We start from the raw sequence: 24,224 nt of genomic DNA on the forward strand, positions 1-24,224 counted from the left end.
ATGATTATAAGATTTAATTTAAAGGCATGTCGATGGTAAATGATATTGAAGTATCATCTACGATGCTTTTAATCTTGTAGTCATGTCCTTCAATGATTGACTTGACGATAGAAAGGCCTAAGCCATTACCTTCAATATCTCTTTGGTGGGATTCGTCTACTTTATAGAACCTAAGCCAAATGCTTTCGTTCTGGTCTTTTGTAAGAGGTTGACACTTGTTTTTAAAAGTAAGCATGAACGTCTCCTTTACTTGACCTTGTATCACAATTTTTGTATTTTCTATACCGTATTTAATAGCATTGCTGATCAGGTTGTTATAGACTTGATACATTTTCTCGGGATCAGCATCGATGGTTATGAAATCACCTATGACTTCTATGGTCATATGTTTATCTACAAGCATGTAATCGTAATGTTTAATAAGTGACTCTAGTGTAGCTTTTACATCAAATGGTCTAATATTATATACAGCATAACCAGAATCCAGCTTGGAAAGTTCTAGAAGTTCATTGAGCATTTGGTTCATGCGTTCAATTTCATCTACCATGACGTCGATATAGTAATCCTGTTTTTCTTTTTTTACAACATCTTTAACACCTTCGGCATAGGACTTGATGATGCCAAGAGGTGTTTTGATTTCATGAGACACATTAGCCACAAAATCACGTCTGATCTTCTCTTGTTTGATCTCATTCTCATAATCTTCTTTTAGCTTTTCATGCGCTTCAGTCAAGTCTTGCAAAGACTGGTTTAAAGAATTAGACAAGGTGTTGATTGATTTGGATAAGATGCCAAGCTCGTCTTGTCTGTCTTCAGGTAATGATTGATCAAAGTTTAAGTGAGACATGTTGTTGGCAACATGGGTGATTTCTACAATAGGTTTAGAGACCTGTTTAGAGTAAATAAAGGAAATCAATGCTGCTAAAACAATTGTTGTCACAAACAAAAGGGGAAGAAACTTCTGATAAATGGCCATGGACTCTTCAACAGACTGTAATGAAATGGTTGCCAGAAACATATGTGTTTCATCTTTGATTGTCTTTGGATAGAAGAAGTTTACTTGTCTTACAGACGTGTTTGGCATGTTTGTAATCGTGTAAGTGATTTCACCAATTTTTCCTTGTTTGAACTCAGGACTTGTCCCAAGATAATAGGGTTGGCCATTCAAGGCTATTGTCTGGCTTGCTGGCTTGTATATCTCGACAAGTTCTAATGTGTCTGCGTAGCTATCAGAATCTTCTGGTGGTGAACTTGAATTGATTTCTATGGCATTGATGGAAGTCGGATAAATGGTCATGGAGCTGTCGACATTACCTGAAATATAGATGCCTTGCTTTTCTGTCTTGTCTGGATCATTCATAATCTGTTCTAGTATTTCTTCTTCTAGCATAAAATCAAAGTAGGTATTTTCTGAGTTTATAGCAGATACAACCACTTTTCCTTGAAACAACGGTTCTAACTCTTCTATACTCGCTTCCGAAATAAGTTGAGATTCAGACAGCTTCATAACATCTAGATAAGCAGAGTTATGAAGATTGAACTTCTTTAGTTGAATCACTTGTTCTTCAAGACTCCAGTCCTCTTTGATATAATCAGAAACATACTTTTCTAAGTTATTGGCTGTTTCTTCTATCTTGCTTGATTCATAGAAGCTCTGATAGTAGACGTATTGAAAGATGCCGATACAAGAGAAGAGCAGAACAATGGATACAAAGATGAGTACGAACATTTTTATAGTTAAAGAAGCTTTCATTTTTTCACCTCGAATTTATAACCCACATTGATGACTGTTTGGATATAACTTGCATAGGGACTTATTTTCTTTCTTAGTGTCTTGATGTTGGTATCGATGATACGACCATCACCAAAGTAATCATAACCCCAGATGGTGCTGATTAAGGCTTCTCTTGAAAAGACCTTGCTTTCATTTGCTATCAGTTTTACAAAGAGGTCGAACTCCTTTGCTCGAAGGGCGATTTCTTTTCCGTCCACAGTGACCTTATAAGCATCCAGATCAACGGTGATGGGTCCCTTTTTAATGACCTGTGTTTGTGTATTGGTCATACGTTTAAAAATAGCATTGACCCTTGCCACTAAAACCTTAGGGCTAAAGGGTTTTGTAATGTACTCGTCTGCACCCAACTCATAACCCATGAGTTTGTCATCTTCATCAGATCTGGCACTGAGTATCAAGATGAAGGCATCTGAGGTCTGTCTGATTTTTCTACAAACAGACCAGCCGTCAAGCTTTGGCATCATAATATCTAAGATCACCAGGTCAATGGATTCTTTAGAAAAGAGTTCAAGACCTTCATGGCCATCAAAGGCGGTGAAGACCTTGTAACCTTGGGTATCAAAATAATCTGTGATGATTTCGTTCATACGTTTATCATCTTCTATAATCAATATGTTTTTCATGTTATTTATCCTTTCATAAGTATTATATCCCAATCATGTGTAAAACATGTGAAATAAGTGATATTTGTGTGTAGAGTTAATGACTTTAGATTTAGATAATGGTCACATAAGGATTTCTTTATATAAAATCTACAAGGGTGTATAAATGACTTAATTCTGAAAAAAGTCAATTATTCATTGAAAAGGATGAACTTATGATATAAAATAACTTTAAGTCAGAAAATTCTGCCTATTACATACATAGAAAGTATGTCTTATTTGTTTTAAACAAGTGTATCTATAAATGTTTGCTGTTAGGAGTTAAGATGAGTAACAAAGAAATAATGGATGGAATAATCAAAAGCAATCAAGAACATATCATAGCAATCAGAGAATTGATTCATGAACATCCTGAATTGTCTTTTAAAGAGTATAAGACCAGTGAACTGGTGAGAAAAGAGCTGACCAGGCTGGGTATCAAGTATGAAAACTCTACAGTTGAAAATGGCATTGTAGCAGAAATTGATTCTGGAAGGCCAGGTAAACTGTTACTCCTTCGTGCAGATATGGACGCGCTTCCTATACAAGAAGAAACATCATGTAAGTACAAATCAAAGGTTGACAATGTCATGCACGCCTGTGGTCATGACATACACACTGCCAATCTCTTAGGCGTCGGTCATGTCTTAAATGAAATGAAAGACCAGTGGCGGGGAAGAATAAAGCTTGTTTTTCAACCCGCTGAAGAAGCCGGTGGCGGTGGTGGTAAAATGATCAAGGCAGGTCTCATGGACCAAGTACCTGATGCCTGTTTTGCCCTTCATGTATCTGATGAAAAGCTTGGACATATCACAGCTGGTTCTAAGTATCTTACTTCTTATTCAGATAGGTTTCTAGTAAGCTTTAATGGTCAAGCAGCACATTCTTCCACACCTGAAAAAGGGATTGATGCCATTGAAATGGCCATATCAGCCATCTCATCACTCAAGAATGTGGTAACGAGTAATCTAAATCCTTTAGATGTATCTGCACTGAACATCGGTAAGATAAATGGTGGCACAGCACCTAATATTATCCCTAGTCAGGTAAGCATAGATATGATGATGAGAAATAAGACCCAGTCTTCTAGGGACAGACTGGCTGAAAGAATAGAAAAGATCTGCAAGTCTACAGCTGAAATGTATGAAGGGACCTGTGACTTTAAGAGGATTTATGGCTACGACGCTGTATACAATGATGAGGACTTAACGGACTTCATTGTTGATAAGATAAAATTAAATAAAGACTTATTATATGATAACCTATCTTCAGATCAAGTGGATGCTATGATTCAAACAGGTGACCAGTTTGATCTAAGAAGTGAAGACTTTGGTTATTATTCGCAAGTCGCTCCGTCTACTTTATTATGGGTGGGTTTAGGTGAAGGTGCAGAACTTCATAAGCCAAACTTTTATGTAGACAGCAAAAACATTGTTTTTGCTACCAAACTGATGTCTCTAGTTGCATTTGATTATCTAAGCCAATAGGTAATCAAGAACAGCTATAGCCTAAAGAAGGTTCTTCATTTATGTCATTTACCTGACATATCTTCCGTCCATCCTTAATCAGTGGACGGAGCCTTCTTTCCCCAAGTTGTATAAAAATAAAGTATACTGCATGGGTGTAGATAGATTGCAATCACTCGCTTTGAGAAGATATATCAAATTTTTTAATAGGTGCTACAATATTTATGAAAATGTTCCAGTAATCTTGTAATCGAAAAGTTTGTGATGTAAAATATATTTAAGTCTAAAATTAATAGTCTTGAATCAAGTAGTTTCTTAGCTGATGAATCGGTTGATACCATCAAGGGAGGTGAACTCGGGGGTAGGTATAAGAAATAACTACTATTAATCTGAATATTTAGAATTTTCACATATCGAAAAATTATATATTGAGTATGATTCTAGATAACAATATTAAGTAGGCTTGTAATATTGCATAAAATAAAAAAAAGAGTCTTAAATGTGTTTATTTACTAAGATTCAACTTAATTATATTTACTTATTTACTAATTAGTCTAAAGATTCAAAACTATAGGTTCATATAATTAAAGGGGCACGCAAAAAAAATTAAAATGAGGTGGATTATGAAAAAGAAAGTATTATTACTAGTGGTATTAATCTTGTCTCTATCATTAGCATTCATGGGATGTTCAGGTTCTGATGATAGCGGTAATACAGGTGGAGATACTGCAGCTGCAACAGACAATGTTAAAGCTGGTCCTGCAATCGATAAAGATACAGTTGTAATCGCAACAGCTGACGAAACACCATCTTTATCTGCAGCTGGTCACAACGCAGTTGCTGGTGACTATGTAAATCAATTAACTTACAATGGTTTATTCCGTTTAGATAATGATTTAAACCCTATTCCAGATTTAGTAGAAAGCTATGTAGTTGAAAAAGACGAAAATGGCGAAGACTCAATTTGGGTAATGACTTTACATGAAGGTATCAAGTTCCATGATGGTACTGATATGACATCTGATGACGTAGTTGCTACATTATTTGATGTTAAAGAGAAGCCAGAAGTTCGTACTTACACTAATTCAGTAGTTAACGTTGAGAAGGTTGATGATTTAACTTTCAAGATCTTTACTGATGGCGCTTCTTCAGCTTTACTATATGACTTATGTCACCATGGTAACTACATCAGACCTTCTGAATTAATCGAATCAGGTAATGATTTCAACGCTAACCCAATCGGTTCTGGTCCTTACAAATTTGTAGAGTGGACTAGAGGTGAGCAAATCACTTTTGAAGCATTCGCTGATTACTTTGACAAAGATAGAGCACCATCTATCAAGAACATCGTATGGAAGATCATCCCTGAGGGCGCTTCTAGAACAATCGCATTAGAGTCTGGCGAAATCGATTATATCATCGAATTAGATTCAACTTCTTTAGCAAGTCTTAAAGCTAACGAGAACGTAGCAGTAATGGAAATCCCATCTGTTTCTCACTCTTGGTTAACAGTTAACAACGAAGTGGTACCATTTGATAATGTAAATGTAAGAAAAGCTATTTCATCTGCTATCAACAGAGCTGACGTTATCACAGTTGCACTTAACGATGCTGGTATCGCTGCTACTGGTCAAACACCAGAAGGTTTATTAGGTTTCTCAGCTGAAGGTTTTGATAACTACGATTTAGAAGCTGCTAAAGCTTATATGGCTGAGTGGGGTGGAGATCCTTCTACAATCACACTTGAGATCATCTGTTCAAATGATACTAAGAGAAGAGCTGCAGAAGTTATTCAAGCTAACTTAAAAGAAATCGGTATTGAAACGACTTTAGCTACAATGGACTTAGCAACTTACTTATCTGAAACAGCAGCTGGTAACTTCACAGGCTTCATCGGTGGTTACACAACTAATGATATGGTTTCATTCTTAAAGGGTGTATATCACTCAGAGAACATCAATGCTTCTAACAAGACTAGAACTGCTAACGATGAGCTTGACGCTTTAATCGAAGAAGCTTCTAAGACTGTAGATCAAGAAGCTCGTAGAGCTATCTTAGAAAAAGCATCTAAAATCTTAAATGCTGAAGCTTACCAAATGCCTTTATACCAAAGTTACAGAGTATCTGCTCATAAAGCAAACTTAGAAAATACTTTTATAACTGCAGGTGGTTCATTCAGAGTTACAGAGTGGAGTTGGAAAGAGTAATAGAATTACAGTAAATGCTATTTCATCAATTCTTATTGGTGAAATAGCTTTTTTGAGATAGTTGAGTGACATCATGTGTTATAAGTTTCTTATAGACATTAGAGTGAGTTCTCGATCATGAGATATAAATGTTTATCATCTATATTTTATACTAAGAGAAGTTGTTATTTAACTGTAAAAACAACAGCAATGTTGGAAAATTAGGAGGATTTATGTGGAAATACATAATTAGACGTTTTATATCGCTTATTCCCGTTATTATCGGGGTTACTTTTATAGTTTTCATGATAATGAATATGGCACCTGGTGATCCTGCTAAGTCAATTCTCGGAGAACAAGCAAGTCCTGAAGCTATTGAAGAATTAAGAGAAGAACTAGGATTAAATGATCATGTTTTGATTCAGTATAAAAATTACTTCTTTAACTTGTTAAAAGGAGATATGGGGACTTCTTACAAGACTAAGGTAGGTGTTGGTGAAGAGATTGCATCTAGACTGCCAACGACAGTAAGATTGGCAATCATAGCAATTACAATTGCAGTAGTCTTCTCAATTCCATTAGGAATTTTAGCTGCTGTTAAGCAAAATACATTAATCGATAGTTTAACCATGTTTGTAGCCTTATTAGGTGTATCTATACCGGTATTCTGGCTAGGACTTATGTTCTTATTATTCTTCTCATTAAGATTAGGTTGGTTCCCGGTATCGGGTGCTGCAAGTTTAAAGTCATTCGTACTACCTGGTTTTACATTGGGATTCTTATCTATGGCGGCTATCGCAAGAGTTACACGTTCATCTATGCTTGAGGTAATCCGTCAAGATTACATAAGAACAGCTAGATCTAAGGGTGTGCCTTATAATACAATTATTAGAAAACATGCACTTAGAAATGCTTTGATACCGACAATCACAGTTGCTGGTCTTCAAATCGGTTCATTATTAGGTGGTTCTGTACTGACAGAGACAGTTTTTGGTCTTCCAGGCATTGGTAGATTAATGATTCAGTCTATTCAAGGTAGAGATATCCCTATGGTATTAGGATGTATTATCGTATTTACGATCATGTTCTCAATTGTAAACTTAATCGTAGATATTATTTATGCATTCGTTGACCCTAGAATTAGAAACCAGTATTCATAAGGAGGCTATCAATGAGTGATAATAAAAACACTGTAAAAGGTGTAGATCTTAAAAAGAAATATAAGAAGCAGGGACCCTCAAAAGAAATATGGGGTAGGCTTAGAAAAAATAAAGGTGCAGTAGTAGGTTTTGTCATTATTTCAGCCATCATTTTGATGTCGATATTATCTGGTTTTATTTATGATTATGAAACAGAAATCATCAATCAAAATATTCAAGAGAGACTTCAATCGCCATCTGCTGAGCACTGGTTTGGTACAGATGAGTTAGGTAGAGATATCTTCGCTAGAATCGTTTACGGTTCAAGAACATCTTTATCAATTGGTTTTGTTACAGTAGCCTTTGCCTTAGTGGTAGGTGGTACATTTGGTGCAATCGCAGGTTACTTTGGTGGTCGTATAGACAATATCATCATGAGACTGATGGATATTTTCTTAGCCATTCCAGGTACCTTATTTGCCATTACAATTGTAGCGGCTCTTGGTACATCAACCATTAACCTTGTTATTGCCTTATCTATATCTTCAGTACCTAGATTTGCAAGAATCCTTCGTTCTTCTGTAATGGTAGTTAGAGACGTAGAGTTTATTGAAGCGGCTAAGGCCATTGGTGCCAACAACTGGAGAATCATAACTCAACATGTTATCCCTAATTCTTTAGCACCAGTCATCGTTCAGACGACTTTAACTGTTGCAACGATTATCTTAACAATTGCAGGTCTTTCATTCTTAGGTCTTGGTGTATCAGCACCACAACCAGAGTGGGGCGCTATGTTATCATCTGCTAGAACCTATATGAGAGAGTATGCTTATATGACGCTATTCCCAGGTCTTGCAATCATGATAACAATCTTGTCATTGAATCTACTAGGTGATGGTCTAAGAGACGCACTAGATCCAAGACTGAAGTAAGGGAGGACACATGGAAAAGGATTTAATTTTAAGTATAGAAGATTTAAAAGTTGAATACCGAACTGATGACGGTGTGGTAAACGCTGTAAACGGTTTGGATTTAGTTATAGAAAAAGGTCAGACACATGGTCTTGTTGGAGAGACGGGTGCTGGTAAAACAACAACGGCACTTTCAGTTTTAGACCTTATTCAATCACCACCTGGGGTTATTGTTGGTGGTGAGATCAAGTTAGATGGTCAATCTATCAGGGGTCTTAAAGACAGAGACATGGAAAAAATCAGAGGTGGCGAAGTATCGATGATCTTCCAGGATCCGATGACTTCTTTAAACCCGGTAATGACCATTGAAGACCAGATAGCAGAGGTTATCAGATATCACCAACCAGGTGATTACAAAGATGCCATCGCAAAAACACATGAGATGTTAACAATGGTTGGTCTACCACCAAGAAGGGGTAAGGAATATCCTCACCAGTTCTCAGGTGGTATGAAGCAGAGAGTTGTTATCGCCATGGCGCTTGCATGTAGACCTAAGCTTTTATTAGCAGATGAGCCGACTACTGCTCTTGATGTAACCATTCAAGCCCAAGTACTTGAGCTTATGAAGGAACTTAAAGAAAAGTACGGTACATCTATGATGATGATCACACATGACTTAGGCGTTGTAGCTGAAGTATGTGACAAGGTATCGGTTATTTATTCTGGTCGTGTTATAGAGCATGGTAACTTAGAAGATGTCTTTGACTTTACAAGACATCCATACACTGAAGGATTATTTAACTCACTGCCTAATCTACAAAACAGAACAGCTGAGTTAAAGCCGATCAAAGGTTTGATGCCTGATCCTACAGACCTACCATCTGGATGTCCATTCCATCCTAGATGTGATTATGCAATGGATATATGTTCAAAGGAACATCCTCCAAAAGTATTTAGAAATGACGAGCACTTTGTTGAATGTCATCTTTATACGAATAACGACATTAAAAAAGGAGGGGTTATAAATCGTGGATAAGCCAATCATTGAAGTAAAAGGTTTAAAAAAATATTTTAAAACACCTCACGGTATGTTACATGCCGTTGACAATATTGATTTTGAGATTCAAAGAGGTAAAACATTAGGTCTTGTTGGTGAGTCTGGATGTGGTAAATCGACAACTGGTCGTACCATTTTAAGATTATTAGAACCAACAGATGGACAAGTTCTTTTTGAAGGTGAAGATATAGCAGATCTTTCTAAAAAGGAGATGGAAAAGAAAAGAGAAAACTTACAGATCATCTTCCAGGATCCATTCTCTTCACTTAATCCTAGAAAGACCGTCAGTCAGACTATTATGGAGCCTATGATCATTCACAAGCTTTACAAGACGAAAGCTGAAATGATGGAAAAGGTTCTTGAAATTATGGAAATCGTAGGCTTGGCTGAGCGTCTTGTTAATACATATCCTCATGAACTTGATGGTGGTAGAAGACAGCGTATCGGTGTTGCTAGAGCACTAGCACTTAATCCAAAGTTTATTGTATGTGACGAGCCAGTATCAGCACTGGATGTATCTATTCAGGCACAGATTCTTAACTTGATGAAAAAGCTTCAAAAAGAGTTAGGTTTAACATACTTGTTTATCACACATGATTTATCTGTAGTCAACCACTTCTCAGATGAGATTGCAGTTATGTACTTAGGTAAGATTGTTGAAAGAGCGCCATCAGAAGAGCTATTTGCTAATCCGATGCATCCATATACAACAGCTTTACTTTCTGCTATTCCTGTACCAGATATACACTATAAATCAGAACGTGTTATCTTAAAAGGTGAAATCACATCGCCAATCGAACCTAAAAAGGTTTGTAGATTTGCAAACAGATGTGAATATGCATCAGAAAAATGTCATACAACTGAACCTGAGCTAGTAGAAATCACTGAAGGACACTATGTATCATGTTTCCTAGAAGTGGTAGAAGCTGCTAAGGCAAAAAAAGCACAAGAAGCATAAACAAACGGCGTAGAAGTTATTTAACTTCTGCGCTGTTTTATTTTACATGCAGGATAGAGAAATGATAATTGACATATAATGTAAAATTATGTATTATATATACATGCTATAGCAAATGGTGTTATTTAATTGCTAAGTGGTCTTTTTATTGCCATGTTAGGTCAACTGGGACCTTAAATAGTTAAGTTCTCTAAGGCCTAAACATGGTGAACTGAAAGGAAGGATCATGAATGGGAAAAAACATGCTAGAATCAGTCTTGAAATGATAATAATGCTATGTATTTTTGCTTTGTTGTTAATCGTTTTATCAATGCTTAAAGCTAATATACTAGCAGCATTACTTATCGTTTCAGTTATGATTGTTATTTTAGCAAGACTTGGCTTTGAATCTAAAGTTAAGTTTGATGGTGATTCTGTTGAAGTAGAAACCTACAAAAACAGAAAAAACTCATCCGACCCTAACAAGCAAGATGAGTAACACCACAAGGAAAGTCGTTTAATACGGCTTTTCTTGCTTTTATTATATACCAGATTTATCCTGTTTTCAACATTTAGATAGAAACTGTCATTTAGGAATCGTTCACACTGCTATGTATTATAAAATGAGCACCAGTGTCTAGGTTAAAAACATGTTGCTAAACAGTGAAATGTTATATTAAGATCATATGTTTCAAGATGACGAGTGATATTGGAGAGATTCAAAATGCAATATATACAATTAGACTGAAGCTTATACTTAATTTTTATGGTAGTATATCTCTGAGTTAGATTCTAGATGTTAATTATTTTATTTACATATGTTTAAAAGAATAATATTCTTTGATTTTGACTATTCAATGATGAAATGGAAATCATCATGAGAAGTGATAAAGAGCTAAATTCTAGAGGATGGAGCAAACACATAAGGGAAAAAGATGATTTTATTTTAAGATATTTAATTTATGTAGTCAGTTATCGATTCTTTAGTAATTTTTTTTGATTATGCAACGTGCAAAGACATAATTGAAACCTTATTTTCCTAGTGTAAGAAACTAGATATATAGTATAATGTAAGGGTATGAGAAGGAGAAAAGAATGAAGTTTGATTTTGAATTGCCTTGTGATGAAAAACTTGAATTTACTGACAGAGAAGATGCAAGAGAATTGTTTTGGACTACGTATGAGCATATGCTTACAGAAATTAAAAATGGAAACAGTTCTTATCAGGTATTAGATTATTATGGTATAGGAGGTGTTGGCAAGTCTAGATTGCAACAGCATTTTATGGGTGAACTAGATAAAAGAAAAGAAAGTGTTTATGTCCATCATGACCTTCAAGAAAGTAGTGATAGATTAACAGTAATGAGACTTTTGAGTAATCAGTTGAGAAAGCATGGTGTTAAGTTCTTATTTTATGACTATGCCCGTTATAGAAGAGCAGAGCTTATTGGCGATGGTGCTGAGTTAACAGAAAAACAAACTATTATTGAGAGTAATCCATTTTTATCTGAAGTATTTGATATTTGTAGTTGTATCCCAGTTATCTCGGATATTACTGATCCTACTAAATACATCGTTGATGGTATAGGAAAAATAAGACATCGATTTAATGAAAACAAAACTACTCTACAAAGAATTGATCATATGACTGTAGGTGAGTTATATGAGAGTTTACCTTTGTTTTTTGCCTTTGATATTTCAAAATCTATGGTCGAAATGAACAGGTTACTGCTTGTTTTTCTTGATACATATGAAGCTTTTGTCAATTATACTAGTTTGTTAGATGATGCTCTCAGTAAAGATAAATGGCTTAGAGATGTTCGTTTTGGTTTGATTCCCAAAACTCAAAACATACTATGGGTTATTGGTGGGAGAAATGAACTTAGATGGCGTGATATGCATAGATACTGGGACGAGGAAGCACGTCTTAAAACTATGAATATAGGTGATCTCTCTGAGGAAGATACTTTTAAGTTGTTGGAAAGTAAAAAGATCACTAATGAAAAAATGAAGAAATTCATTTATGATTTGTCTAATGGAACACCTTTATACCTTGAATTATGTATAGATAACTATAAAGATTCTCTAACTATCAATAATAGAGAACCGAGTTTAGAAGAAGTTGGTGAAAACAAGGCTTCCCTAGTTGAACGTTATGTTATGTACAGAAATAATAACGAGAGAGAGCTCTTGCATATTTTAGCCAGTTTTGGTAGTTGGTCAATTGAGGAGTTAGAGACCTTTAAAAACAAGTTCTATCCTAATATTTCTGATATATCTTTAGAAAATATAATTTATCATTCTTATGTTACTAAGACTGAAGATGGTTTGTTTAAACTTCATGATACAGTCTTAGACGGTATCTTAGCAGATTATGAAGGTAACATAGAAAAAGTTAAAGAAAGAGTCTCTGAGTTTAGAATCGATAGGATGTCAGCTGTTTCTTCTGCCATTCCTGAAGAGCTTTCAGTTGATAGATTAATAAAATTAACCAGAAACAAAATGGTTGTTATTCAAGAGTTAGAGGATTTAGAGGAATACTATAATGAACTTAAAGATCATTTATTAGATTTAAGAAAAAAAATGCAGTTTGCAGATAGTCTTTCTGTCCTTAAATTAATAATGAATAAGCTAGAAGTCGTTCATCCTAGATCTGTATTGGATGCAAAAATAAAGATTGCCTATGCTAAGGATTTGCTAGACCTTGGGCAATATGATCAAATGATTTCATATGCACAAGAGGCTTATGAGATTATAAATGACTATGAGGATTCCTTAGAAGATAAGGCTTCTATTTATAATAGCTATGCTTGGATAATCAGCAAAAATGGTTTAAAAGAAAGAGCTTTAGAGATAGCAAAAAAAGCCTTAAAAATAAGGCTAGAACTTCATGGTGAAGAAGATGAAAAAACTATCATATCTAAACATACTGTGGCTAGCCTTTTATCTGATAATAAGTATAATAAAGAAGCTATTAAGCTAAATGAAGAAGTCTATGATTATAGATTAAATAATTATGGTCTTGAAGATGAAAAAACTTTGGCTACTATGAATAATTTGGCTATTTACTACAGTATTGATAATAAAAAAGATATGGCCTTCGACTTAACAGAAGAAGTGTACGCGATTAGAAAAAAGTTATATGGTGAAGACCATTTAAGTACACTATCTGCATTACACAACCTATCTATTAGATATTCTGAAAATGGTCAAGAAGATAAAGCTTTAGAGTGTTCAAAGTATGTTATGGTCAAGCGATTAGAATTACTGGGTAAAAAACATCCTGAAACAATTAGAGCTATGTATACTTATGCGGCACGCTTGTTAAGTGATAAAAAGGTAGATGAGGCATTTAAGTTGTATTACGAGGTGATTGATTTAAGAATAGAAGTGTTAGGTTCATCACATCCTCTGACACAAACCACATATTTTTTTATTAAGAGACAGCTGAAAAAATATTACGGTAGGGATCTTTCATTAGCCTTCGAGAATAAATATGATTATATAAACCAAGGAAATGATTATAGAGTTGAGTTATACAAAAAAGTTTTTGGATTAGAACATCAAGAAACCTTGAAAGCATTGAGGACACATGCATCTAAATTAATGAAAATAGGCAATATAGAAAAAGCCCGTCAAATATATGAAGATATCATAGATATCAATAAGAAATTAAATGATTCAAATCATGAAGATGTTTTTGTAACACAAGAGGAGTATCTTTATAATATTTGGGAGTATACAAAACTAGAGGATGACTCCAAAGCTTACATAAACTTATTTAAAAAGATGGTTAAAGCTTTAGGTTCTCAAAGTAAAATTGTTTCTGACAATATTGAAAAGTATTCTAGGGTAAGTATGCAAAACAGCTATAAAGACTATCATGAAGATAGGTATTTGATTTTTCAAGATATTTTAGGTGATACTCATGAAAAAACTATTGATGCATTTATCGAGTATTGTGGATCTCGATATGATGAAGAGTTGCTTATAAAAGTGAATCAGTTCGTTGAAAGACTCATGAAAAATAAACTCGAGATTAATCATAAGTTGATTAGTGCACAATACAATCTTTTAGATAGATTCAGAAGTAATAATGAAGCTTTTGCAGCAATTGATAAATACATGACATACTATAAAGTAATCGTTGGCGAAAATTCCAAGCAGTTCGTTAATGTCTTACTTGAGTGTGCTACTAAATTAAAGAACAGTGGTTATATAGAAAATGCCAATACCCTTGCCCAGAAATATACTGCTTTATGTAGTAAAAATCAATTCTTTATTGAAGTTATTGCTATAGATATTCAATCAAGATACCTTATTCAAAGTGAAAAGATAAATCAAGCTCTTACTTTATTTGACCATTATTTAAACCATGTTTCAGATCTTCATGGTATAGCGAGCTACAAGTACAAGAAGTGTTTTGAAATATATATAAAACTGTTAACAAGTAATAAGCTGTTTGATATTGCTGTACAGAAAATAGACAATTTATTAGAACATTATGACCATCAGCTTGGTAAAGACAATGATGAAACCATAGAGCTTTTTTTCAATAAAGCAGAAATATTTATGAGAATGAATGAACTTAATGATGCTTACTTAGTTTATGTGGATATTGAAAAAAGAACGCATCATATGGAAAAATATAGACGTTATTTAGCTGACTATACAGGAAAATGTCTTATGAAGCTTAAGAGATATGAAGAGGCATATAATTACTTCATAAATTACTATAATGATTACAAGAAGGCTACTGTAGAACTTGCTCCACGATATGTTGAAGAACTGCTTGAATGCTTTTTGCATTTAGATAAAAAAGAAGAAGAGTACCGAATTCTGAAGGATTATGTAGAAGGTGTCGGAAGAGAACGTGGATTCTTAGGATTAAGAGATAACCTAGTTCGTTTAGCTTTGATTTCGATAGAACAAAATGATTTTGATACTGCCAATAAGTATACTGAGGAACTTAGTAAGAATCGATTGATGTGGATAAATGACTTTACATTTATTAAGCAGATGATTAATCTATACCAAGTTTTTTTGCCTGAATATCTTAGCAAATTTGGTAAAAGCAATGTCAGATACTTTGAAATGCAAGAGTTACTCATAGATTACCAAAGCTTTGAAGGTAAAGAGGAATTGAAAGCATTAGAGGCGGCTGTAAAAGATACAGCGGAATTTTATGGTCAAGATGATATAAAAACAGTTCAGTATTTAATCAAGTTGTCAAGTAAATATGTAGAGTTAAATAAAAGGAGAAAGGTATACAAATTGTTTGAAAAAATAATCAGCATGCCTATCAGTAAAAGTAAACTCACTGCTTCGATAGAAGGTGTTTACCATATGCAGGCGTATTTACTGACAACAAGGAGTGCTGAGAAATCATCAAAACTGATGAAGAACTATCTAGAACAAATAGAGAATAGTGAATGGATAAAAGATAAGTATGTCTGTAAATGGGTGGTTTTGATACTAGCTGAAATATTTGAAGAACAACAAGCTTTATCTAGAGTTCTAAACTTGGTTCAACCTAAAACCTTGAGAGTTTATGATGAAGTTGCTAATAACCTGATATCTTATAAAAATATTAGTAGTCGGAAAGTTGGAATAGATTCTAATTTGAAAAAGAATAAACGACTTGGAAAACAGATATTGTTAAAAGGTCTGTCTGAATGTTCTTGTAACATTGATACTTCTTCAGCAGAAAGATTGGTTAATTTGATTCATAAGTTTAAGGGGGATATTGAGTTATGTGAAGCGATTCTTCCTTATATTAATCAAGTTGAGTTAGATAAAGAAATTTTAATTGACTTTAAAGGTCAGATGGCTAATCACTATATTGGCAAGGATATAGATAAGGTTTTTGAACTAAGTAATGAAATTCTGGAATTAGATGAGAATAATAGTGCTGCAAAAGTATTTATTTCCAAGTATTATAGTAGAGTTGGTCAACATGGAAAAGCTCTAAGAGTCGCGAACGATCTTCTAGAATATGAAAAGTCTCAGAAAACACCAGAAAATGAAGGGATGTTGATAGCTATGTATAATCTGTCTGACATAGTCTTAGCTTCTGGTGACAATGAAAAAGCTGAAAGTTTAAAATCTCAGGCTTTTGATTTGGATCAAATTAAGCCATTAATAGAGGCGTCAAAATCTAACACTAAAACTTATAAAGGTCAGTGGGCTTATTTGAATCTAAAGTTCATTTCTTCAAAAAGGAAACTCGTAGAGCGCCCAAATATCAAAAAATTAATTAAAACTAAATAAATCTGTTTAGTTTGTCATGTAATCTATTTAAGATGAACCATATGTTGGTTTATCTTTTTTTTGATTAAAGTGTAGTATTGCCACATATAAATGGAATAAGGATAATATTTTCTCTGAAGGCCTTGTAATTTATACTGTATGTATAGGTGAGATAATGTTTATTTTGCAATAAAGTATAGAGGAGTATAAAATGAAGAGAAGTTTTATTATTAAAAATGAACTAGGTCTGCATGCAAGACCTATTAGTAAATGGTTGGCTGTATTTAAAGAAAGTGATGCCCTTGTTAATGTTTTTAAAGGTGATAAGAAGTTCAATGGCAAGAGCATGATTTCTCTTATGCAGACAGCTGCCAAAAAAGATGACGAAATAACTGTTGAGATAATAGGTGATTCTGAAGATATTCTTATAGAAGAGCTGTCATTACTTATTGAAGATGGGTTTGGTGAGTAAGATGAACATACAAGGAATTGGTGCTTCATCTGGTATTGGGCTTGGCCAGGCATTTGTTTATGAGTCATCAGATATTGAGATTATAGAAGATTCTTTATTATCTTTAGAAGAAGAAATGTGCTTATTTACAAAAGCGATTGAATCAGCTTCAGATGATATAAAGAACTTATATGAAAGAGCCAAAATAAGACTAGGTGAAAAAGATGCCGGCGTTTTTCAGGCACATCTTATGTTTCTAGAAGATCCTGAGTTTACATCGGGGATTGAGGCTTTAATTGAATCTGGCAAAACGTCTACTTTTGCCGTAAAAAATGTAAGTGATATGCTTATAGCCATGTTTTCGTCTATGGACGATGATTATATGAAAGAGCGTGCAAGTGATATCAAAGATGTATCAGATAGATTGATAAATATCTTATTAGGTGTAAATGCTTCTTTGGATTCATTTGAATCACCAGTGATCATAGTTGCAGAGGATTTGACACCATCCATGACAGTTACATTAGACCCTAAAATGGTATTGGCCTTTATAACAAGAGTAGGTGGTAAAACATCACACTCTGCTATCATGGCAAGAAACATGGGCATTCCAGCGGTCGTTGGCCTAGGTGATATCAGTGACATTGAATCAGGTTCTGTTCTAATTGTTAACGGTGACACAGGTCAAGTGACATTATCACCAACGTCATCAGAACTTGATGATGCAGAGACTTTAAGAAAAGACTACTTAATAAAGCAGAACATGCTACAAGCTTTTGTCGGAAAAGAGACAATGACACAAGACAAGAAACGCATTGAACTGGTATGTAATATTGGTAGTGATAAAGATATACCATTGGTTCAATCCAATGACGGAGAAGGTGTCGGTTTATTTAGATCAGAGTTTCTATATATGGATCAAGAATCTATGCCATCAGAGGAAACTCAGTTTAAAGCCTATAAGGCGGTGGTAGAAAGTATTTCTGGTCCTGTAATTATTCGTACATTGGATGTTGGTGGCGATAAGGACATTCCTTACATTAAGTTAGATGAAGAGATGAATCCTTTTCTAGGTGTAAGAGCGGTCAGACTTTGTTTAAAAGATAGCCAGCTTTTTCAGCCACAACTATGTGCGCTATTAAGAGCCAGTGTTTATGGTCATCTAAAAATTATGTTTCCAATGGTTTCTAGTCTTGAAGAAGTTCATCTTATTAAGGCTGAACTTGAAAAAGCTAAAGAGACCCTTAGAAAACGTGGTGATTCTTATGATTCAAATGTAGAAATCGGAATTATGATAGAGATTCCATCAGCAGCTTTGATGGCAGATATGTTTGCAAAAGAAGTAGACTTCTTTTCTATTGGTACCAATGACTTGGTTCAATATACAACTGCTACTGACCGTATCAATCAAAATGTTTCCCATTTATATAGCCACTACCATCCCGCAGTCTTAAGATTGATTAAGTTTGTGGCTGAAGCAGGAGGGCGTGAAAATATCATGGTTGGCATGTGTGGCGAAGCTGCAAGTGATCCGCTATTGATACCTTTTCTAATAGGTGCTGGCTTAAATGAACTCAGTGTATCACCCTATAAAGTTTTAGCAACTAGAAGTCATATTTCTACATTGACTTATGAAAAATGTAAAGAATATTCAAAAGAAATAATGAATTTATCTACTGCTTCTCAAGTACGTGACTACCTAGAAACAGTAGCTTTAAACCAATAAAGTATGATATTGCAAGGTAGGTTCGGCAAGTAAATGATATTTTATTTGTAAACATGATGGCCTATGATGATATCAAGAAGGGAAAGCCATATGAATTTATCCAAAAGACAGGAAATGATTCTTAAGAAACTTTTGGAAGAAAAGAATGCCATAAAGGTAAAAGAACTTTCAAGTGCCTTGGGTGTAAGCGACAGAACCATTCGGTATGATTTAGATCACATCGATTATGAGTTAAAACATCTAAATACTTCTTTAAAACGGACGCCAAAGGTTGGCATAGCGCTTGAAGATAAGGGAGCCTTAAAAGATCTGATGAGTCTTTGGGACACATCTAGCTATGTTCCTAACCTTGACAAAGAAGAAAGACTTATCTACTTAGGACTTTTTTTAGCCCTAGAGGGAAAACCTTTGTCTAGTGAGTATCTTGCTGAAAAAGTGTGTACCAGTCGCTCTACTATCATCAGTGATTTAAAGGAGCTAGGACCCATATTAGAAAAAGAGTTTGCATTAAACCTATCAGCTAAAAAGCACTATGGATACCTTGTAAAAGGCACTGAAGAAAAGGTCAGAATCTATTTAACTGAGCTAGTGAAGACTTTTCTAGTCTATAGACGTCAAGGTCACAAAATTCACTATTTGACTTCAGAACTTGAATCCCTTATGGACAGTGACTTGATTTCTAATATCAGAAAGGCTATTAAACTTTGTAAGAAGATTCACCCATTTTGGCTTCCCAACGAATCTTATTTGACTATTGTAGCCAAGTTGAGGGTTTTACTTTTAAGAATCGAAATGGGACATGTGAGTGAAAAATCTTCTTTGGCTTCTATCAATCATAACAGGGAATATGAAATTGCCAAGGAGCTTTCTAACCAGTTAGAAGGATTGATTGGTTTAAAGATTCCCCAAGTTGAAGTGAACAACATAGCCCATGATTTACTCTATTCTAATGTGAAAACAACCACAGATCGTCATGGCAGTGTAGATCCTAAACTGATTGATACTGTATATCAGATGATCAAGGTTTTGCAAAACTATATAAGCCTTAATCCTGATAACATTCACGCACTAAAAAACGAGTTGATTTCACACTTGGAGCTGTCTTTAGAAAAGATTCAGTTTGGTATTCCAAACATCAACTATTTGATAGATGATATTAAGAAAAACTACTTTGAGGAGTTTCATATCGCTAAGATCATCTTAAAGGTCTTTGAAGAGGCCTATGATGTAAAAATTGATGATGATGAAGTTGGTTTTGTGACCATGTACATACTTAAGAATATGGAGTTAAGTGAACGAAAGAAGGAAAAGAACATCTTGGTTGTATGTTGTTCCGGTAAGGGGGCATCTAAGTTCTTGGCAACAAGAATCAGAAACAACATCCCTAACATCCACATCAATGACATTGTTTCAGTCTTTGAAGTGGAAGAACAAGATTATGATGCTGATAATCTAGATTTGATTATCTCTACAGTTGAGATAAAGAATGCTTTAAAGCCTGTCATTGTTGTCAGTCCTTTGATTACAAATCAGGAGTTAGGAAAGATTTCGAAGGCCCTCTTTAATACGGATCATTCACTTTTACAGGCTCAACTGCACCATTCTAAGAACCTGACCAAACAGTTGGAATATAGAATCATGTCCATGGTTTCTCCAGAACTTGGAGAACAACTCATGATAAAGTTATCTTCAGTTATTCATGATTTTGAAGAATCCAATAGACAGAGTCTGGTTTATAAAGATGATATAGAAAAGCCTGCAAGGACCATCGGTATGGTTTTAATGGAAATCGGCAGTATGATACAGAACCTTCAGAGTCGAGGTTATGACTATGAGTTTCTAACCTTTTGGGGTTTGATACTCCATATAGTTTTAGCTGTACCAAGGTGGCAATCAGGTAGCTTTAATGTGGAACCTTCAATAGAAAAATATAAGAAGAAATATCCTGATGTGTATCAAGAGGTTAAGGAGACACTTGAAAGGATAGAAGTGAACTTCGAATTTAGAATAATGGAAAGTGAGATAATTGCAATTATGCGTTATCTCTGCAAGGAAAGTGTATGAAGAGATTATTGATAAAAAACGCCAATATTATAGACGTGTCTTCTAAGTATCACAAACAGTGTGTAGACATCTATATAGAAGATGGTGTGATTAAAAAGATAGATAAGGATTTAAATGAAATGGGCCAGGTATTTGATATTTCATCCTACCTGATCAGTCCTGGATTCATTGATGCTCATGTCCACTGTTACCATGGAAAAACAGTCATCGGCATTGATCCTGAAAAGATAGGTGTAAAAACAGGTGTAACGAGCCTTATAGATGCCGGTACAGCAGGGGCAAACACCATAGATGATTTCTATAATAGAATCATCAAAAAAAGTGAAGAAAGGGTCTTTGTGCTTTTAAATACAGCATCAGATGGCTTGAAGACTTTATCTGAACTGTCTACAGATGGTGTCATTGATAAAAAGGCTATTAAAAAAGCCATAGAAAGGTATCAAGATACAATCGTTGGTATAAAGGCAAGAGCATCTTCTTCAGTATTACTAGATAAAGGTATCGGACCAATAGCTGAGTCTAAAAATATTGCTACAGAACTTGGTTTACCCCTTGTAATACATATAGGTAATGCACCACCAAAGGTTGAAGAGGTGTTAGACTTAACATCAGCAGGAGATGTAATAACCCATTGTTATCACAATAAGGTAAATGGTCTTTTCTTAGAATCAGGCATTAAAAAGGGCCAAGTTGCAAATGCACTTCATAGACAAGTTAAGTTTGATATTGGTCATGGTTCATCGTCATTTTCATTTGATGTATTTGAGAAGGCTGTAAAAAATGGTTTTAGACATGACTTTATTGGATCAGATATCTATGACAAGAACATAGGTGGACCGGTTGTAAGTTTAATTAATGTGATGAACAAGGTGCTGGCTTGTGATTTTTCTTTAGATGATGTTGTTTCAAGTGTAACCTCTAAGGTTTCTGAGCATTTTAAGCTAAGTAGACTAGGTACGATAAAAGTAGGTAATTTTGCAGACTTTACAGTTTATAAGCTTCATGACAGCAGAAAGACTTTTGTAGATTCTGTAGGCCAAAGTAGGACTGGCAAGTCGTGGATAGAAGCCAAATATACCTTGGTTGAAGGTGAGATATTTAGAGTAGAAAATGGAGGAGAGATGATATCTTTTGATTTCCTAAAAGATAGCATGAGTTTGACACAAGAACAAATGACTGCATACGATGATGACTTAAGGTACATAGATGATTATGTATCAGGTCATGGCATAAAGTTTCAGGATCATTTTAAGTTAGGTTTTTATTCACACATGGTTGGTTTTATAGATCGACTTAAGAATAAGGAGAAACTGGATCCTGTAGATGAAAGTATAAAAGACAACATTGAAGAGAAAGCCTTTAAGTTAACTTATGACTTAATTGATTCGATGTCAAAAAAATATGAAGTTGAAACCTTTGAAAGTGAAGTGATCTTGGCATCTATTCACATTCAAACAGCACTTGCAATGGAGGAAGACTAATGGAAAAGGAAATTGTAATCGTAATAGGTGACAGACTAGGAAAAGGCCAAAAAGTGGCTAAGGGTATAGAAAAAGCTGGTGGCAAGGCCATTGTAATAGAAGGTATGGCAGCTGATATGAAATTAGGTGATGAAATGCATAAGCAAAACGCTGATCTAGGCATCTCTTTCTGCGGATCGGGTGGTGCAGGTGCTTTGATGGCTGCTACAAAATATGGCTATAAGGCAAAACATCATTTACGTTCTATAGAAGCAGGTGAGTCTGCAATTAAGGAAGGTAACAAAGTACTAGGTTTTGGTTTCATGGACTTAGAAGAACTTGGAGAAAGACTGACAAAGGCATTTATCAAATATCAAAGATAGGAAGGTAAAATGGAAAAGAAGGAATTGCTTCAAACAGTAGAAAAAACACTTGTCATTACTGCATCTGGTAAGACAAAGGATGAAACGCTTACAAAGGCTATAGGCATTTTAAGAAAAAAAGTCTATGGGGAAGTTAAGGGTCAAATCTTAAAAATGGATCCCCTTTCTATTGTTATAGATTCAGAAGAAACACAAAAGTTTACAGAAAAATTCTTATTCCTATTTGCACCAAGAGACAAAGAAACATATAAAGTAACGTACTCTATAAAAGTCAAAATTAATTATGTAGCACCCTTATAAAAAAGTAAGAAACTAACCGTGATCACGTTAGAAAAATATAAAGGCAATTTTTAGTATTAAAGGAGGACTATTTTGATTGAAGTTATCATTAAATCATTAATCATTGGTGCTTTAGGCGGTGGGGCAGTAGCAGCAGGTGCAGCTAGAATGTTCCATACACCTAAAAGCCAATCAATGGGGGCATTCAGAACTTTAGGTGAGTTAAATGCATGTCAGGGCGATCCACTTGCCCACTATTCTTTCGGTTTAGGTTTCTTGTTCAATGCAGCAGCTGCAGTTGTAGCTTCTGGTGCATTAACTCAGGACGTCTTACACCGTATTGTTCCAAACTTATCGGCAGGTACCTTGTTGTTTAAAAACAAGAATCCAGAAGAAACATTACATGATCCAAAGAAGATGATGTTGGTGGGTTCAGTAGTTGGTGCACTTGTTGTTACATTTTTAAATACACTGGCTTCTTCTATTCCGGAGTCATTATCAGTTATTGCCAAAGAAATCTTATCTCCTGCTTCATCAATGATGATGAAAACAGTGATGCCTATTATCTTCTGGTTGGCTGCCCTAGATGCAGGTAAAAGAACAGGTATCTGGGGTACAATTTTAGGTGGTTGCGCGCAAATGATTATGGGTAATGCCGTACCAGGTATTGTACTAGGTATTTTAATCGGTGAAACAATTGAAGAAAATGGTTTTAACAGACCTGCGCAAGTGATGCTCGGTATTGTTATTGCAATGTTTGTTACAATTGCATACTTTAGAGGCTTCTTTGCTAAGTTAGGATTATAGGAGGGAAGTGACTATGGAAAAGAATTTAACACAAAAAGGATTATCTTTATTATCAGATAACATATTTCCGCTATTGGTAGCCATTGCCTGTGCTGCAATCTTTGCAGGGACACACATGTATGTTGTTCATGGCACAGGTGCCTTCAATGAGATCTTTGTTGTACAAATGTTAGACCAAGGTCTTAACGGCGGTGACTATGCGGCAGCTGCTGGTTTTGCAACAGGTTTTCTGATTGCAAGAGTATTAGAAGGTCCACTAGTTGGTCTTTTAGATATTGGTGGTTCACTAATGACAGGTGTAGGTATTGGTATCCCTGCTATGATGTTGGCTGCTGGTATGACAGCACCAATTGAGAGTTTCCCACTAGCATTGTTAACAGGTGGTATCATCGGTTTGTTAATCGGTGCGCTGATTATCATCATCAGAAAGATTATGCCGCAAGGTATTTCAACATCAGGTACTGGTATCATGATGGGGGCAGGTAATGCAACAGGACGCTTCTTAGGTCCACTTATTATCCTTTCTGCTATCCAGTACAGTGTACCAGCAGGTATCGGAGCTTTTGTAGGGGCAGCAATCTTCTACAAGCTAGATAGACACATCGCTGGTGGTGCCATTATTGGTGCTATGTTGCTAGCAGGTATTTTCCAAATGTTTGTTTAAAGATGTGAC

The 24,224-nt window shown here is 35.0% G+C and carries 18 protein-coding genes; 16 read left to right on the forward strand and 2 right to left on the reverse strand.

What is annotated here, in order from left to right:
* Positions 1–13: 13 nt before the first annotated feature.
* Together EZV73_RS10040 and EZV73_RS10045 are read right to left on the reverse strand one after the other, a co-directional pair.
* Positions 14–1,753: a HAMP domain-containing sensor histidine kinase gene (locus tag EZV73_RS10040; RefSeq protein ID WP_240840167.1), complete on the reverse strand. Its 1,740-nt coding sequence runs from the start codon at positions 1,751–1,753 to the stop codon at positions 14–16.
* Positions 1,750–2,418 (reverse strand): response regulator transcription factor, encoded by a 669-nt coding sequence (locus EZV73_RS10045; protein WP_240840168.1) that lies wholly within the window; start codon positions 2,416–2,418, stop codon positions 1,750–1,752. Before EZV73_RS10045 ends, EZV73_RS10040 begins: the two co-directional genes overlap by 4 nt.
* 305 nt (positions 2,419–2,723) lie before the next feature.
* On the opposite strand from EZV73_RS10045, the gene EZV73_RS10050 reads away from it, so the two are divergent.
* The 16 genes from EZV73_RS10050 to EZV73_RS10125 all read left to right on the forward strand — a co-directional run bounded on the left by EZV73_RS10050 (position 2,724) and on the right by EZV73_RS10125 (position 24,215).
* Complete coding sequence (locus EZV73_RS10050; RefSeq protein ID WP_240840169.1) at positions 2,724–3,923, forward strand: M20 family metallopeptidase; 1,200 nt, start codon at positions 2,724–2,726, stop codon at positions 3,921–3,923.
* A gap of 602 nt (positions 3,924–4,525) precedes the next feature.
* Positions 4,526–6,109 (forward strand): ABC transporter substrate-binding protein, encoded by a 1,584-nt coding sequence (locus tag EZV73_RS10055; RefSeq protein ID WP_240840170.1) that lies wholly within the window; start codon positions 4,526–4,528, stop codon positions 6,107–6,109.
* 212 nt (positions 6,110–6,321) lie between these two features.
* Positions 6,322–7,248: an ABC transporter permease gene (locus tag EZV73_RS10060; protein ID WP_240840172.1), complete on the forward strand. Its 927-nt coding sequence runs from the start codon at positions 6,322–6,324 to the stop codon at positions 7,246–7,248.
* Between the two features lie 11 nt (positions 7,249–7,259).
* Positions 7,260–8,159, forward strand: a complete 900-nt coding sequence (locus EZV73_RS10065; protein ID WP_240840173.1) for an ABC transporter permease — start codon at positions 7,260–7,262, stop codon at positions 8,157–8,159.
* A 10-nt stretch (positions 8,160–8,169) separates the two neighbouring features.
* Positions 8,170–9,174 (forward strand): ABC transporter ATP-binding protein, encoded by a 1,005-nt coding sequence (locus EZV73_RS10070; RefSeq protein WP_240840174.1) that lies wholly within the window; start codon positions 8,170–8,172, stop codon positions 9,172–9,174.
* On the forward strand, positions 9,167–10,153 hold the full coding sequence (locus EZV73_RS10075; RefSeq protein ID WP_240840175.1) for an oligopeptide/dipeptide ABC transporter ATP-binding protein: 987 nt from the start codon (positions 9,167–9,169) through the stop codon (positions 10,151–10,153). Before EZV73_RS10070 ends, EZV73_RS10075 begins: the two co-directional genes overlap by 8 nt.
* 226 nt (positions 10,154–10,379) lie before the next feature.
* Positions 10,380–10,631 carry a hypothetical protein gene (locus EZV73_RS10080; RefSeq protein ID WP_240840176.1) on the forward strand — a complete coding sequence of 84 codons (252 nt, stop codon included), beginning with the start codon at positions 10,380–10,382 and terminating at the stop codon, positions 10,629–10,631.
* 596 nt (positions 10,632–11,227) lie between these two features.
* Positions 11,228–16,402, forward strand: coding sequence for a tetratricopeptide repeat protein (locus tag EZV73_RS10085; protein WP_240840177.1), 5,175 nt, complete (start codon positions 11,228–11,230; stop codon positions 16,400–16,402).
* 190 nt (positions 16,403–16,592) lie between these two features.
* Positions 16,593–16,853, forward strand: coding sequence for an HPr family phosphocarrier protein (locus EZV73_RS10090; RefSeq protein ID WP_240840178.1), 261 nt, complete (start codon positions 16,593–16,595; stop codon positions 16,851–16,853).
* A gap of 1 nt (position 16,854) precedes the next feature.
* Entirely contained in the window at positions 16,855–18,558 is a 1,704-nt protein-coding gene (ptsP, locus tag EZV73_RS10095; RefSeq protein WP_240840179.1) for a phosphoenolpyruvate--protein phosphotransferase, read from the forward strand.
* 90 nt (positions 18,559–18,648) lie between these two features.
* Positions 18,649–20,622, forward strand: coding sequence for a PRD domain-containing protein (locus EZV73_RS10100; protein WP_240840180.1), 1,974 nt, complete (start codon positions 18,649–18,651; stop codon positions 20,620–20,622).
* Entirely contained in the window at positions 20,619–22,103 is a 1,485-nt protein-coding gene (locus EZV73_RS10105) for an amidohydrolase/deacetylase family metallohydrolase (RefSeq protein ID WP_240840181.1), read from the forward strand. Before EZV73_RS10100 ends, EZV73_RS10105 begins: the two co-directional genes overlap by 4 nt.
* A complete protein-coding gene (locus tag EZV73_RS10110; RefSeq protein ID WP_240840182.1) occupies positions 22,103–22,465 on the forward strand; it encodes a glycine-rich SFCGS family protein in 363 nt (120 codons plus the stop codon). The genes EZV73_RS10105 and EZV73_RS10110 overlap by 1 nt, the downstream gene beginning before the upstream one ends.
* 9 nt (positions 22,466–22,474) lie before the next feature.
* Entirely contained in the window at positions 22,475–22,765 is a 291-nt protein-coding gene (locus EZV73_RS10115) for a DUF4312 family protein (RefSeq protein ID WP_240840183.1), read from the forward strand.
* A 72-nt stretch (positions 22,766–22,837) separates the two neighbouring features.
* Positions 22,838–23,551: a DUF4311 domain-containing protein gene (locus tag EZV73_RS10120; protein WP_240840184.1), complete on the forward strand. Its 714-nt coding sequence runs from the start codon at positions 22,838–22,840 to the stop codon at positions 23,549–23,551.
* Between the two features lie 13 nt (positions 23,552–23,564).
* Positions 23,565–24,215, forward strand: a complete 651-nt coding sequence (locus EZV73_RS10125; protein WP_240840185.1) for a DUF4310 family protein — start codon at positions 23,565–23,567, stop codon at positions 24,213–24,215.
* The last annotated feature ends 9 nt before the right edge of the window (positions 24,216–24,224 follow it).

It is taken from the genome of Acidaminobacter sp. JC074, assembly GCF_022496765.1.
Lineage (GTDB): Bacteria > Bacillota > Clostridia > Peptostreptococcales > Acidaminobacteraceae > JABXKX01.

Coding starts and splice junctions, on each gene's coding strand:
- EZV73_RS10040 (WP_240840167.1), bottom strand. CDS start 1,753: ATGAAAGCTTCTTTAACTATAAAAATGTTCGTACTCATCTTTGTATCC.
- EZV73_RS10045 (WP_240840168.1), bottom strand. CDS start 2,418: ATGAAAAACATATTGATTATAGAAGATGATAAACGTATGAACGAAATC.
- EZV73_RS10050 (WP_240840169.1), top strand. CDS start 2,724: ATGAGTAACAAAGAAATAATGGATGGAATAATCAAAAGCAATCAAGAA.
- EZV73_RS10055 (WP_240840170.1), top strand. CDS start 4,526: ATGAAAAAGAAAGTATTATTACTAGTGGTATTAATCTTGTCTCTATCA.
- EZV73_RS10060 (WP_240840172.1), top strand. CDS start 6,322: ATGTGGAAATACATAATTAGACGTTTTATATCGCTTATTCCCGTTATT.
- EZV73_RS10065 (WP_240840173.1), top strand. CDS start 7,260: ATGAGTGATAATAAAAACACTGTAAAAGGTGTAGATCTTAAAAAGAAA.
- EZV73_RS10070 (WP_240840174.1), top strand. CDS start 8,170: ATGGAAAAGGATTTAATTTTAAGTATAGAAGATTTAAAAGTTGAATAC.
- EZV73_RS10080 (WP_240840176.1), top strand. CDS start 10,380: ATGAATGGGAAAAAACATGCTAGAATCAGTCTTGAAATGATAATAATG.
- EZV73_RS10085 (WP_240840177.1), top strand. CDS start 11,228: ATGAAGTTTGATTTTGAATTGCCTTGTGATGAAAAACTTGAATTTACT.
- EZV73_RS10090 (WP_240840178.1), top strand. CDS start 16,593: ATGAAGAGAAGTTTTATTATTAAAAATGAACTAGGTCTGCATGCAAGA.
- ptsP (WP_240840179.1), top strand. CDS start 16,855: ATGAACATACAAGGAATTGGTGCTTCATCTGGTATTGGGCTTGGCCAG.
- EZV73_RS10100 (WP_240840180.1), top strand. CDS start 18,649: ATGAATTTATCCAAAAGACAGGAAATGATTCTTAAGAAACTTTTGGAA.
- EZV73_RS10105 (WP_240840181.1), top strand. CDS start 20,619: ATGAAGAGATTATTGATAAAAAACGCCAATATTATAGACGTGTCTTCT.
- EZV73_RS10110 (WP_240840182.1), top strand. CDS start 22,103: ATGGAAAAGGAAATTGTAATCGTAATAGGTGACAGACTAGGAAAAGGC.
- EZV73_RS10115 (WP_240840183.1), top strand. CDS start 22,475: ATGGAAAAGAAGGAATTGCTTCAAACAGTAGAAAAAACACTTGTCATT.
- EZV73_RS10125 (WP_240840185.1), top strand. CDS start 23,565: ATGGAAAAGAATTTAACACAAAAAGGATTATCTTTATTATCAGATAAC.